This is a genomic window from Pseudomonas aegrilactucae (assembly GCF_019168305.1).
GTDB classification, from domain to species: domain Bacteria; phylum Pseudomonadota; class Gammaproteobacteria; order Pseudomonadales; family Pseudomonadaceae; genus Aquipseudomonas; species Aquipseudomonas aegrilactucae.
On record NZ_JAHTBI010000023.1, the window covers coordinates 49,622 to 62,519 of the forward strand.

Sequence of the window (12,898 nt, forward strand, 5' to 3'; positions counted from 1 at the left end):
AAAAAACGTGGGAAATGTCTGTGAAGTCGGTCCATGACACTCACGGCTCATCGCCTGCCGTTGACAGGTACAAATCGATCCCGGAATAAGGATATGCTGTTTCGAAATATTACAGCTTCGTGAGGGAACCATGCCGTTGAAGGACCTGCTGCTCGCACTGGTGGTGATCATCGCCTGGGGCCTGAACTTCGTGGTGATCAAGGTCGGCCTCGACGGCCTGCCGCCCATGTTGCTGGGGGCCTTGCGCTTCGTGCTGGTGGCGTGCCCGGCGATCCTTTTCATCAAGCGCCCGCAGTTGCCATGGCGCTGGCTGCTGGCCTACGGCGCGACCATTTCACTGGGCCAGTTCGCCTTTCTGTTCGAGGCCATGGGCAATGGCATGCCGCCTGGCCTGGCCTCGCTGGTGCTGCAGTCACAAGCCTTCTTCACGCTGTTTTTCGCCGCGCTGTTTCTCGGTGAGCGGCTGCGCGCCGCGAGCCTGCTGGGGCTGCTGGTGGCCGCCGGGGGGCTGGCGCTGATCGGCAGTGAAAACGGCAGCCACGTGCCGTTCTTCGCGCTGATGCTGACCCTGTGCGCTGCAGCCTGCTGGGCCATGGGCAATATCATCACGCGCCGCTTCGGCAACATCGACCTGGTGGCCCTGGTGATCTGGGGCGCGCTGATACCGCCGTTGCCGTTCTTCGCCCTGTCGTGGTGGCTGGAGGGGCCGGCACTGATCGAAAGCTCGCTGCGCGGCATCGGCCTGAATTCGATCCTGGCACTGGCCTATCTCGCCTTCATCGCCACCATGCTCGGCTACAGCCTGTGGAGCGGGTTGCTGTCGCGTTACCCGGCAGGCAAGGTCGCGCCGTTCTCGCTGCTGGTGCCGGTGGTGGGCCTGAGCTCGTCGGCGCTGCTGCTCGACGAACGCCTGAGCACCCTGCAATGCTGGGGCGGCGTGCTGGTGATGGTCGGCCTGCTGATCAATGTGTTCGGCCCGCGCCTGCGCCAACGCCTGCTGGCGGTCCGGGGCTGAGGGTTGAACGATCAGCCGGCCGCCCGCTCCAATTCCAGACCCTCGTCGAATCAAGGCCCACCCATGAACTCACCCCGATCTGCCACTGCGCATGCCGGCAACAGCGGCATGGTCAAGGTCCGTGGCGCGCGCGAACACAACCTGAAAAATGTCGACGTCGATATTCCCCGCGATGCGCTGGTGGTGTTCACCGGGGTCTCGGGCTCGGGCAAGTCCTCGCTGGCGTTTTCGACGATCTATGCCGAAGCCCAGCGACGCTATTTCGAGTCGGTGGCGCCGTATGCACGGCGTCTGATCGACCAGGTCGGCGTGCCGGATGTGGATGCCATCGAGGGTCTGCCGCCTGCCGTGGCCCTGCAACAGCAGCGCGGCACGCCCAGCGCGCGTTCGTCGGTGGGCAGCGTGACCACGCTGTCGAGCCTGATCCGCATGCTCTACTCGCGCGCCGGCAGCTACCCGGCCGGGCAACCGATGCTGTATGCCGAGGACTTCTCGCCCAATACCCCGCAGGGCGCCTGCCCCGAGTGCCATGGGCTGGGCCGGGTGTATGAAGTGGACGAGGCCTCGATGGTGCCCGATCCGTCGCTCACCATTCGCCAGCGTGCGGTGGCCTCGTGGCCGCTGGCGTGGCAGGGCCAGAACCAGCGCGACATTCTGGTGACCCTGGGCTATGACGTCGATGTGCCCTGGCGCGACCTGCCGCAGCAGCAGCGCGACTGGATCCTGTTCACTGAAGAAACGCCCACCGTGCCGGTGTATGCCGGCCTGACCCCGGCGCAAACCCGCGAGGCGCTCAAGCGCAAGCTCGAACCCAGCTACCAGGGCACCTTCAGCGGTGCGCGGCGCTACGTGCTGCACACCTTCACCCACTCGCAGAGCGCGCTGATGCGCAAGCGCGTCAGCCCGTTCATGCACGCCAGCGCCTGCCCCGTGTGCGCGGGCAAGCGCCTCACGCGCGAGGCGCTGAGCGTGACCTTCGCCGGCCTGGACATCGCCGAACTGGCGCAGTTGCCGTTGCTGCAACTGGCCGAGGTGCTCAAGCCGGTGGCCAGTGCCACGTATGTCGAACACGGCGAAGAGCAGGGTGCAGTACTGACCCACGCGCAAACCCGTGACGCACGCAAGCAGCGTGCAGCCAGGGGTGACAACGCCCACGCCGGCGGGCCGGACGTGCGCCACACGCCCAACCTCTCGCTGGAAAAGCGCCTGGCCGCGCAGCGCATCGCCCAGGACCTGCTGGAGCGTGTGGCCACGTTGGTCGACCTGGGCCTGGGCTACCTGGCGCTGGAACGCAGCACCCCCACATTGTCCTCGGGCGAGCTGCAGCGCCTGCGCCTGGCCACCCAGCTCAACTCGCAGCTGTTCGGGGTGATCTATGTGCTCGACGAGCCGTCCGCCGGCCTGCACCCGGCCGATGGCGAAGCGCTGTACGAAGCCTTGCTGCGGCTCAAGGCAGCGGGCAATTCGGTGTTCGTGGTCGAGCATGACCTGGACACCATGCGCCGTGCCGACTGGCTGGTGGACGTCGGCCCGGCGGCCGGCGAGCAGGGCGGCCAGGTGCTCTACAGCGGGCCGACCGCAGGGCTGGCCAAGGTCGAGGCCTCGCAGACCCGCCGCTACCTGTTTGGCCAGCAGGCCGTCACCGCCCGCACGCCGCGCTTGCCCGGCGCCTGGCTACGCCTGCGGGGAGTGACGCGCAACAACCTGCATGACCTTGATGCCGATTTCCCGCTGGGCTGCTTCACGGCGGTCACCGGCATCTCGGGCTCGGGCAAATCCAGCCTGGTCAGCCAGGCCCTGCTGGAGCTGGTGGGCGCGCACCTGGGGCACGCCGCTGCCCCGGCCGAGCCCCAGGAGCAGAGCCTGGAGGATGACGACGTACAGGCCAGCGGCGGCCAGGTCAGCGCCGGGCTGGAGCATATCCGCCGGCTGGTGCAGGTCGACCAGAAACCCATCGGGCGCACGCCACGCTCGAACCTGGCGACCTACACCGGCCTGTTCGACCACGTGCGCAAGCTGTTTGCCGCCACCGAGGCGGCCCGTGAACAGGGCTTCGATGCCGGGCGCTTCTCGTTCAACGTGGCCAAGGGCCGCTGCGAGACGTGCGAAGGCGAGGGCTTCGTCAGCGTCGAGCTGCTGTTCATGCCCAGTGTCTACGCGCCGTGCCCTACCTGCCATGGCGCGCGCTACAACCCGCAGACCCTGGCAGTGACCTGGCAAGGGCTGAACATCGCCCAGGTGCTGCAACTGACGGTCAGCCAGGCGCTGGAGGTGTTCGCGCAGCAGCCCGCCGTGCACCGCGCCCTGTCGGTGCTGCACGAGATCGGCCTGGGCTACCTGCGCCTGGGCCAGCCGGCCACCGAGCTGTCAGGCGGCGAGGCGCAGCGCATCAAGCTGGCCACCGAGCTGCAGCGCATGGCACGTGGTGCGACCCTCTACGTGCTCGACGAACCCACCAACGGCCTGCACCCGCAGGACATCGACCGGCTGATGCTGCAGCTCAATCGGCTGGTGGACGCCGGGCACACGGTGATCGTGGTAGAGCACGACATGCGGGTGGTGGCGCAGAGCGACTGGGTCATCGATATCGGACCGGGGGCGGGCGATCAGGGCGGCCGGCTGGTGGCGGGCGGCACGCCACAGCAGGTGGCCGCCAGCACCGCCAGCCGCACCGCGCCGTTTCTGGCCCGCGCCCTGGGCTGAGGCTGGCTACGCGGCGTCCAGGCTGCGCCGCACCTTGTCCAGCAGGTCGTGGATCTGGAACGGCTTGGTGAGGATGTCCATGCGCTCGCCGAGAAAGTTCTGCCGGTCGATGGCGTTCTCGGCGTAGCCGGTCATGAACAGCACCGGCAGCGTGTCGCGCAGCCCGCGGGCGATGTTGGCCAGTTCCCGGCCATTGAGGTGCGGCAGGCCGACATCGGTCAGCAACAGGGCGATGCTCGGGTCCTCGCGCAGGTGTAGCAGGGCGTTCTCCACGTCGGCCACCGGGGTGCAGCGGTAGCCGGCATCCAGCAGCACCTCGCAGACAAAACTGCGCACCACCGCCATGTCCTCGACCACCAGCACGTGTTCGCCTGCCGTGGTGGCGGCAGGCGGCGGGGGCTCGCTGATGCTCAGCAGCAGGCTCTGGCTGGCCGGCAGCAGCAGCGTCACTTCGGTGCCTCGCCCGCCCGCGCTGCGGATCTGCACGTCGCCGGCCGACTGACGGGCAAACCCGTAGATCGTCGACAGGCCCAGCCCGGTGCCCTGGCCGATGGGCTTGGTGGTGAAAAACGGGTCGAACACCTTGCCGATGACCTCTGGCGCGATGCCACTGCCATCGTCACGCACCGACACCGCGACATAGGCGCCGTCGGCCAGCTTGAGGTCGTCCTGGGTATGGGCGGCGTAGGTGCTGATCCAGATATTGCCCCCCTGGGGCAGGGCATCTCGGGCATTGATCACCAGGTTGAGCACGGCGTTTTCCAGCTGGATCGGGTCCACCAGGGCCACGCTGGCGTGCTCGCTGAGGTTCAGGTGCAGGCTGATGTGTTCACCGATGGTGCGCCGTAGCAGCTCTTCGAGCGAGCGGATGTGCTGGTTGATGTCGGCCGGGCGGGTGTCCAGGGGCTGCTGGCGGGCGAAGGCGAGCAGCCGATGAGTCAGGGTGGCGGCGCCCATTGCTGCGCCCAGGGCAGCGTCGGCATAACCGTGCACCTTGTCGTAGCGGCCCTGCTCGATACGTTTCTTGATCAGTTCCAGGCTGGTGATGATACCGGTGAGCATGTTGTTGAAGTCGTGGGCGATGCCGCCGGTGAGCTTGCCCAGCGCGTCCATCTTCTGGACCTGCAGCAATTGCGCTTCGGTACGCGCGCGCTCGGCCACCTCCTGGGCCAGCAGGCTGGTGGCGCTGTCCAGTTCGGCACGTTGGGCGCGCTCGCGGTGGCGCTGCTCGGTCACGTCCTCGACGAAGATCAGGCTCAGTTGGCCGCTGCGATAGGGCGCCACCTGCCACTCGGTTTCGCGCAACTGGCCGTTGACACGCATGTGCAGCAGGCCCTTCCAGCGGTCGCGGGTGCCCAGGCGCCGGCGCAACTCGTCGATCACCGCCTGCTGCTCGTCGGCAAAGCATTCGCACAAGGTGTCCGGGCTCAGGTTGTCCTGAATCAGCTGGGCGAACGCCTGGTTGCATTCATGCACCTTGAGCCCGATGCCGAGCAGGGCGATGGGAGCGGCGGTATTGACGAAGATCTCGCGAAAGCGCGCTTCGCTCTCGCGCAGCGCTTGCTCGGTATCGCGTACCCGCAGCAGCGTGCGCAGGGTGGCCAGCAGCACTTCGGGGTCGACCGGGTGGATCAGGTAGGCGTCGGCGCCGGCGTCCAGGCCGGTGATGATATCGTCGGTACCGATGGCTGCAGCCGACACATGGATGACCGGCAGCAATGCGGTGGCCGGGGTGGCGCGCAGGGCGCGTACGATATCGAAGCCGCTCATGTCCGGCAGGTGCACATCCAGGATCAGTGCGTCGTACACCTGGCTGGCGATCAGCGCCAGCCCGTCGCTGCCGGTGCCGGCTTCGTCTATCACGTAGCCATGGCGCTCAAGCCGCCTGCGCAGTGCATAGCGGGTGGCGACGTTGTCGTCGACGATCAGCAGGCGGATGTCAGGTTTCATCGACAGCCTCCGGGCTCAGCGCCAGTGGGATAACCACATAGAAGGTCGAGCCCGCCCCCGGCTCGCTCTGCACCCCCACCCGGCCGCCCAGCAGTGCCGCGAAGCGCTTGCACAGCGACAGCCCCAGGCCGGTGCCGCGCAGGCGCTTTTGCAGCGGCGAGTCGATCTGCGCGAAGTCTTCGAACAGGGTGTCGTGCAACTTGCCGGGGATGCCGATGCCGGTATCGCGCACGGCAAAGCGGATCTCGCCGTCGCTCTCCAGGTGCGCCGACACACGCACCTCGCCGCGCTGGGTAAACTTCAGCGCGTTGGAAATGAAGTTGCGCAGTATCTGCGCCAGCTTCTTGTCGTCGCTGTACAGGCGCGGCAGGCCTTCAGGCTCTTCGAAGATAAGGTCCACGGCAGTGGCGTCGACGATGGGCCGGAACATGCCGCGCAAGGCAGCGAACAGGTCGAGCATGTCGAACCAGGCGGGCGAGATGGTGATGCGTCCGGCCTCGATCTTGGCCAGGTCGAGCAGGTCATCGACCATGTCGCTGAGTTCGCGCGCCGAGTTGCTGACAAAGGCCACCTGGCGATGCTGCTCGGGGCTCAAGGGCCCGTCCAGCTCGTCGCTGAGCAGGCTGGTGATGCTCAGGATCGAGCCCAGTGGGGTGCGGAACTCATGGCTCATGTACGACAGGAAACGGCTTTTCAGGTCCGAGGCCTGGCGCAGTTGCTCGGCCTGGATGTCCAGCTCGGCATACAGGGCCAGTACGCCCTGGTTGGTTTCTTCAAGTTCTGCGCGCAAGGCGTCGGTTTCATCGCGCAGTTGCGCGATCAGGGCCTGGGCGTCACTGCTGGCAAGGCTATCGGGTTCAGCCATGGGCGGCCTCCAGGGCAACCACGAGTACGCTGACATCGTCGCGCCCCCGGCAAAAATCACGGTGCAGTACCGCGGCGATCAGCGCCGGGTGTCGTTGGGCGAGGCCCGGGTAGTCCTGCAGGTTCCAGCGCGATTGCAGGCCATCGCTGTACATCACCAGCAGGCTGGCGTGAACATCAGCATAGTCAAACGCACGAGGGCGTCGGAACTGACCGCCGACGATGCCAGGATGCGAGGCCAGGCCGCGCGACATGCCATCTGCCACCAGGGTTGCGCCAATGTTGCCAATGCCGGTGAAACGCAGCGCGCCGCTGTCGTACTGGGCCATTGCCACGGCGCCACCGCGGGTGCCGCACATGGCCGCGTGCAGGTCTTCGAGCAGGGGCGCGGCATCGGCGAACGGTGTTCGTGCAAAGGCCTGTTCACCCGCGAGTGCGGCCTGCTGCGCCAGTTCGCCATGCCCCAGCCCATCGATCATCAGCGCGCTGATGCGCGCGCCGTCATAGGCCAGGTGCCAGGCGTCGCCACAGGCCGGGTCCTGGTACAGCGCATGCTGGCTGACGCCGTAGTGCAGGTCGGTGGTGCTGCTGCCACGCGGGTACACGCGCGCCAGCACGGCAGCGCCCCGCGTGTCGGCATACACGTCGAACACGTCGGCCTGGCGCAGCACCGCGCCCAGGCCGATGCCCTGGGTGCCGCCGGTGGAAAAGCCGTCGGCCAGGCACTGGTGCAGGTCGAAGCCCTGGCCGCGGTCTACCGCCAGCAGCTCCACGCCGGGCGCGCTTTCGCGGGGCAGGGCGCGCAGGTGCAGCTCCCCCCGCCCGGCGTGCTTGAGCAGGTTGCTGGCCAGTTCCGTGGCCACCAGTGCTACGCGGCCAGCATCGCTGGCGTCGAAGTGCAGGCGCTCGGCGAGCCTGCGTGCGCGGCGGCGCGCGTCGCCGATCTGGGTCGAGTCTTCAATGCTCACCACTTCAGTGATGGCACTGGGCAGGTTCACGCCCATCGCAGGATCGTCACACGGGTGCCCACGCCCGGCGCGGTGTCCAGTTCGAACTCGTCCACCAGACGCTTGGCCCCGGTCAGGCCCAGCCCCAGGCCACTGCCGCTGGTCCAGCCATCGGTCATCGCCAGCTTGATGTCGGGGATGCCAGGGCCTTCGTCGCGGAAGGTCAGGCGAAGGCCCTTGCGGTGGTCCTTTTCGACGATCTGCCAGTCCATGTGGCCACCGCCGCCATACACCACGGCATTACGCGCCAGTTCGCTGGCGGCCGTGACCAGCTTGGTCAGGTTGATCAGGCTCATGCCGCAGCCCTGGGCCAGGCGGCGTGCCAGCTGGCGTGCCAGTACCACGTCCTGTTCCAGCTGGATGGCTTGGGTGCCGCTGTCGTCGGCGTTCATGACTGTTCAACCTGGGCTTTGAGCCGTTGCATGCCGCGCTCGGCGTTGAGCGCGGTATTGACACCCGGCAGGGTCAGGCCCAGCTCCACCAGCGTGATGGCCACGGCGGGCTGCATGCCCACCAGCATGGTCTGGGCGTCCATGATTTTCGACAGCCCCGAGATGGTGCCGATCATGCGGCCGATGAACGAGTCGACCATGTCCAGCGCCGAGATGTCGATCAGCACGCCCTTGGCCGAGGTCTTGCTGATGCGCTCGGACAGGTCGTCCTGCAGGGTCAAGGCCAGTTGGTCATGCATGTCGACCTGGATGGTCACCAGCAGGAAGTCGCCGATTTGCAGAATCGGGATACGGTCCATGGGCTCACACCGCCTTGCCGACAGTCAGGCCGATGCGCTGCAAGGCCAGCTTCAGCGCGTCGGCCAGGTTGGCCTTGGTCACCACGCCCTGCAGGTCCAGGCCCAGGTGCACGATGGTCTGGGCAATCTGCGGGCGTACCCCGCTGATGATGCAGTCGGCACCCATCAGGCGGATCGCGGTCACGGTCTTGAGCAGGTGCTGGGCCACCAGGGTGTCGACGGTCGGTACGCCGGTGATGTCGATGATGGCGATTTCCGAACCGGTGTCGACGATGCGCTGCAGCAGCGACTCCATCACCACCTGGGTGCGTTGCGAGTCCAGGGTGCCGATCATCGGCAGCGCGAGCACGCCGTCCCATAGCTTGACCACCGGGGTCGAGAGTTCCAGCAGTTCTTCCTGCTGGCGCTTGATCACCGACTCGCGGGACTTCTGGAAGGTGCGGATGGTGTGCAGGCCCAGGGCATCGAGCAGTTCGGATACTTCCAGCAGTTGCCCGGCCAACTGTGCCGGTTGCTCGCTGTACTCGCGTTGCAGCAGGGCGAACAGCGGGCCCTTGAGGGCAAAGATGAAGGTGGCGGTCTGCTGCGAGTCCTGGCCGACCAGCGCACGGCTGTGGGAGAGCTTTTCGAGGAACAGGCGGGCTGCGTCCCAGGCCTGGGCGTTGAGTTGCTTGGTGTCGCCTTGCTGCAGGCCATTGTGCAGCAGGTGCAGGAACTCCTCGGTCTGCTGCTTGAGATCGTCGGCCTTCAGGTTGCGCGACGCGCCCGAGGCTTCAAGGCCCGCCAGCCATTCGGCCACCAGCGAGGCCTGATGGGTTCTGATCGCGTTGAGTGTCGCTGGTTGAAGTGCAGCCATGTACGTGTGCTCCTGAAAGCCTGGGGTCGTAGGGCGAAATCTCGTGCAGCTAACTCTAGTTGCAAAACGGTGAAGCGCTTGCCGGGTTCAGCCGCGCGAGGGGCCTGGAAGGCATGCAGGTAGTCCTTCAATTGGACGCTTTTGTGCTGACCGGGGCCGGTGTGAGCAAGGGCAGTTTCCACTGCCCGCTGGCCACCTGCGGGCCGGGCATGTACAGGCGCAGCACGCCGTAGAACGGACCGTCGGGGGCCGGCAGCCAGTTGCTTTCGTGTGCCTTGCCGGGGGATCGATGCTGCACGTGGAGGGTCAGGCCGCCATCGGCGTCGCGCGTGAGGCTGTCGAGCATGCGCGAGTTGATCAGGTAGCGGTCCAGGGGGTTGTCCACCAGCAGACGCGTCTTGCCGTCGTACAGCGTCAGCGACCAGAAGGCCCTGGCCGGGGGCAGTTGGCCCTTGGCGAAATGCAGGGTGTAGTCGTGCTGGCCGGCGTCCAGCGGCTGGCCACGCTCGTCGGTGTAGTAGCCCATGTAGCTGGCCTCTTCGGCGGAGTTGCCGAAGATCCCCAGCCTGGCCCCGGCGTAGCGGTACAGGTAGTTGTTGTTCAGGTGTTCACGGCTGCCGAAGAGGTCGCCGCTGCTGACCCTGTGGGTGTCGATATGGGTCGCCTTGAACTGTGCGAACTCCACCTTGGCGTCGTCGATGCCCGCTTGCAGGGCCTGGGTCTGCTGCGCATCGAGGGTGCTCTCCTCGAACGGCTTGGTGGCGCTGATGCCGATCTTCTCGAAGCGCTCCAGCAGTTCGCGCTCACTGTCCACTGGCGGGGCGAAGGCGAGCATGAAGTTGAGGTAGCGAAACAGCGCCGGGGTGTCGCTGATATCCGCTTGCGGCCTGATCCAGGCCACCGCCGGCAGCACCGGGGGCGGCGACTGGTCGAGGTAGCCGCTCAGCGGCTGCACGCGGTAGCCCTGCTGGATCTGCCTGACCCGGGCGAGGTCCGCCTGGCCGAACAGCTGGGTGCGGTACAGGGCATACACGATCTGGCTTTCGCTGTGGATCACGCGCTCGATGCCATGCGGTGTGGGGCCTTGCCAGCCGGGCCCGGCGATCAGGAAGCGGCCGCCCTGGTTACCGTTGGTGCGGGTGCCCAGGTAGTCGAAGTTCTGCGTGTACAGGTCGATCAGTTGCACCGAGTAGTAGCGGTCTTTCTCGACGGGCGGCAGGCTCAGCACCAGCGGTTCGCTGCGCAGGTCCATCCACACGAACGAGTAGGGCGTGTCGGCGTTGGGGGTGATGAAAGCGCTGTCCCTGGGCGTGAACACCTGGGCACTGTTGCCGATCTGGTTGAATGGCGCCTTGTAGTCCGGGCTGCCGGCGTCCACGGCCTGGGTGAACAGGGTCTTGTACATCGCCACCACCGGGAAGCCGTACAGGTAGGCGTCCTTGGCAATGGCGCGTGCCTCTTCGTAGCTGGCGTTGAATTCGGCCTGGGCGCTGGCGCACAGTGAGAAAAACAGCATGCAGGTCGGCACATGGCAAATGGCAAAGATCCTTTGCATGACGTCGGCGCCTGATCGCTGGAACAGTTTATTCATGTGAGGACGAGGGTGCCTTCAGCGCGGGTCGATCCCACAGGGTTCGATACGCCGCGACAAACGCTCCACTGAAAATAGCTGCACCTGGCTGGCCTGCAAGTCGCCAGCACTAAAACCGTTCGTTTGTTAACATCGCCTCTTTTTGTCGGCCCAGGCCGAAAACGCTCAAGGAGAAGGCCATGATCATCACCACTACCGGCACCGTCGAGGGCCGCGAAGTCGCCGCCTACCTGGATGTGGTCAGCGCCGAGTCGGTGCAGGGCATTAACGTGGTTCGCGACATTTTTGCCAGCTTTCGCGACTTCTTCGGCGGCCGTTCGCAAACCCTCGAAAGCGCCCTGAAAGAGGCGCGCATCCAGGCCACCGACGAGATCCGCCAGCGCGCGCGCAGCCTGCAGGCCGACGCGGTCATCGGCCTGGACTATGAAATCAGCATGCCCTCGGCGCGGGGCGGCATGGTTGTGGTGTTCGTCACCGGCACCGCGGTCAAGCTCCGGTAGCTTCTGGCCATTGGTCGGGTGCGACAAAAGGTGACCGGGCAGTCTTCAAATGTCCGGCTAGTCTCTGAAGGCATCAAGGTCACTATCTTCTAGGCAATCGTCTGCTTGCCGGTAGTGATCGCTTGCAGGGGAGCCGGGTATGAAAGACTCGTATGTTGAAGACGATGGTGACGAATTTCCCATCAACAGCCAGGTGCGGTGCGGCCAGGCGGCATTTGAGCTGGGGTTTGCCAACATGACCCTGGACGACGCGCCGGCGCGCGTGCACACCAAGCTGCCCCCGCGCAGCGAGCGGCGCCGGTTCTTGCCGGGGCTGCGCAAGAAGTAGCCTGCACCCCGACACGGGCCCCGGTTACAGCGTGCTGCTGTGCCGGGGCTTTTTCATGTGTGCTGTACGCCATCGCGCAAAGGGACGGGCGGTCGGCTGAAACTGCCGTTTTATGCGGCTTTGTTGACCTTGCTCAACGGCATCACGGCTGTTGCTGGCTGTCGGGGCGGTTGTATGCCTTACTGTCGGCTGGATTGACCACGGAGTAACACGATGCGCATCAGGGAAGAGACTTACTGGGATTGGGCAGACTCCCAACTGCACAGTCGTAGCCATGACGAAGAGCTCAGTGACGGTACGAGTATCGATGTGCAGGTACGCCTGTCACGTACCGGCGCCACGCAGATGTTTCTGGGGGTGTATGCCCGCCGTGGCAAGGCCGTGATCGAGGAGTACTACCCCTCGTGCCCCGGCGAGACCATGAGCCGCGCGCTGGTGCGCGGGGTTGACCGGGCGCGGGCGCTGGCCACCGGGGCCTTGCCGCTGCGCCAGCCGCTGTTGCGCCGTCAGGCCTGATGAGCAGGGTGGTGGCGGCTGGCGTGCACGATACGGTGTGCGAGATCATTGCCCCATGAAAAAGGCGACCCGTAGGTCGCCTTTTTCAATGCGGTCGGCTCAGCAAAGCCGTTCGATCACCTTCACATCCTGGCGCTCACGGAGCGCGGGCCATTCCTGTTGCAGGGTTTCAAGCACCTTGCCGACAAACGCGGTGTCTGCCGCCGCCTTCTTGCCGACATAGCCCTGGCCACGGCGGAACAGCTTGAAGCGCGCACGCATTTCGCGTTTGGCATCGATCGACTCTTCGTCCGTGTGCGGCGGCATGCGGTCGATATGCACATCACCTGCCGCACTGACCCAGAGCAGGTGGTCATCGAGGCTGTCCTTGCGCGCTGCGAACAGCCGGGCCAATTCATCGATGGTGGGTTGGTTGTTCAAGTTCATCATAAAGCCCCCTATTACCTATTCGTCGTTGGTGAGTTCAAACCTGCGCTACTTCATGTAGCGATCTACCAAGGCTGCTACAGCAGCGTCGCAACAGGGGCTTTCTTCACTCTGCCTTTTGGACAGTCCCTCTCCACGGACAGCCCGAAACCGCTCGAACTGCCTGGAACACCCTTTGCCAGCGCTCCCGATCAGGGAGACGGCCTCATCATGCAAGGGGCGACGAATGCCGTCAATAGGTTTTGTAGTGATTTTTTTGGTTCACTACAAATGACTGCTCAGTCTTTTTTGAGCGTGCCGGTCGTCGCTGTCGAGCCCGTAGGAATGTCCTACAAAGTGCTCTGGGGCGGGCATTCCGGGGCGTACATTGTGACATTGGCTTGACCCGGAT

General features: G+C 65.6%; 14 protein-coding genes. 6 read left to right on the forward strand and 8 right to left on the reverse strand.

Annotated elements, in window-relative coordinates; translation table 11 throughout:
• Window positions 1-130: 130 nt before the first annotated feature.
• Together KUO17_RS07555 and KUO17_RS07560 are read left to right on the forward strand one after the other, a co-directional pair.
• Window positions 131-1,015 (forward strand): EamA family transporter, encoded by an 885-nt coding sequence (locus KUO17_RS07555; protein WP_217974721.1) that lies wholly within the window; start codon window positions 131-133, stop codon window positions 1,013-1,015.
• Window positions 1,016-1,078: 63 nt separating this feature from the next.
• Window positions 1,079-3,718 carry an excinuclease ABC subunit UvrA gene (locus KUO17_RS07560; RefSeq protein ID WP_217974722.1) on the forward strand — a complete coding sequence of 880 codons (2,640 nt, stop codon included), beginning with the start codon at window positions 1,079-1,081 and terminating at the stop codon, window positions 3,716-3,718.
• 6 nt (window positions 3,719-3,724) lie between these two features.
• Here the strand turns inward: KUO17_RS07560 and KUO17_RS07565 are convergent, their stop codons facing one another.
• The 7 genes from KUO17_RS07565 to KUO17_RS07595 form a co-directional block, all read right to left on the reverse strand.
• On the reverse strand, window positions 3,725-5,668 hold the full coding sequence (locus tag KUO17_RS07565) for a response regulator (RefSeq protein WP_217974724.1): 1,944 nt from the start codon (window positions 5,666-5,668) through the stop codon (window positions 3,725-3,727).
• Complete coding sequence (locus KUO17_RS07570) at window positions 5,658-6,533, reverse strand: sensor histidine kinase (protein WP_217974726.1); 876 nt, start codon at window positions 6,531-6,533, stop codon at window positions 5,658-5,660. The genes KUO17_RS07565 and KUO17_RS07570 overlap by 11 nt, the downstream gene beginning before the upstream one ends.
• On the reverse strand, window positions 6,526-7,536 hold the full coding sequence (locus KUO17_RS07575) for an ATP-binding protein (protein ID WP_255263465.1): 1,011 nt from the start codon (window positions 7,534-7,536) through the stop codon (window positions 6,526-6,528). The genes KUO17_RS07570 and KUO17_RS07575 overlap by 8 nt, the downstream gene beginning before the upstream one ends.
• Window positions 7,527-7,931, reverse strand: coding sequence for an ATP-binding protein (locus tag KUO17_RS07580; protein ID WP_217974728.1), 405 nt, complete (start codon window positions 7,929-7,931; stop codon window positions 7,527-7,529). The genes KUO17_RS07575 and KUO17_RS07580 overlap by 10 nt, the downstream gene beginning before the upstream one ends.
• On the reverse strand, window positions 7,928-8,290 hold the full coding sequence (locus tag KUO17_RS07585; RefSeq protein WP_217974730.1) for an STAS domain-containing protein: 363 nt from the start codon (window positions 8,288-8,290) through the stop codon (window positions 7,928-7,930). The genes KUO17_RS07580 and KUO17_RS07585 overlap by 4 nt, the downstream gene beginning before the upstream one ends.
• A 4-nt stretch (window positions 8,291-8,294) precedes the next feature.
• Window positions 8,295-9,146 carry an STAS domain-containing protein gene (locus KUO17_RS07590; RefSeq protein ID WP_217974732.1) on the reverse strand — a complete coding sequence of 284 codons (852 nt, stop codon included), beginning with the start codon at window positions 9,144-9,146 and terminating at the stop codon, window positions 8,295-8,297.
• Window positions 9,147-9,273: 127 nt separating this feature from the next.
• Window positions 9,274-10,701 (reverse strand): DUF1254 domain-containing protein, encoded by a 1,428-nt coding sequence (locus KUO17_RS07595; protein WP_217974734.1) that lies wholly within the window; start codon window positions 10,699-10,701, stop codon window positions 9,274-9,276.
• 215 nt (window positions 10,702-10,916) lie between these two features.
• Here KUO17_RS07595 and KUO17_RS07600 point away from each other — a divergent pair, with 215 nt between their 5' ends.
• The 3 genes from KUO17_RS07600 (at window position 10,917) to KUO17_RS07610 (ending at window position 12,081) form a co-directional block, all read left to right on the forward strand.
• Entirely contained in the window at window positions 10,917-11,237 is a 321-nt protein-coding gene (locus KUO17_RS07600) for a YbjQ family protein (protein ID WP_217974736.1), read from the forward strand.
• A 139-nt stretch (window positions 11,238-11,376) separates the two neighbouring features.
• Complete coding sequence (locus KUO17_RS07605; protein WP_217974738.1) at window positions 11,377-11,565, forward strand: hypothetical protein; 189 nt, start codon at window positions 11,377-11,379, stop codon at window positions 11,563-11,565.
• Window positions 11,566-11,778: 213 nt separating this feature from the next.
• Window positions 11,779-12,081, forward strand: a complete 303-nt coding sequence (locus KUO17_RS07610; protein ID WP_217974740.1) for a hypothetical protein — start codon at window positions 11,779-11,781, stop codon at window positions 12,079-12,081.
• Between the two features lie 99 nt (window positions 12,082-12,180).
• On the opposite strand, the gene KUO17_RS07615 is transcribed toward KUO17_RS07610, so the two are convergent.
• A complete protein-coding gene (locus KUO17_RS07615; RefSeq protein WP_217974742.1) occupies window positions 12,181-12,510 on the reverse strand; it encodes a hypothetical protein in 330 nt (109 codons plus the stop codon).
• Between KUO17_RS07615 and KUO17_RS07620 the strand changes: the two genes are divergently transcribed.
• A complete protein-coding gene (locus KUO17_RS07620; protein ID WP_217974744.1) occupies window positions 12,490-12,891 on the forward strand; it encodes a hypothetical protein in 402 nt (133 codons plus the stop codon). The genes KUO17_RS07615 and KUO17_RS07620 overlap by 21 nt on opposite strands.
• Window positions 12,892-12,898: the final 7 nt, after the last annotated feature.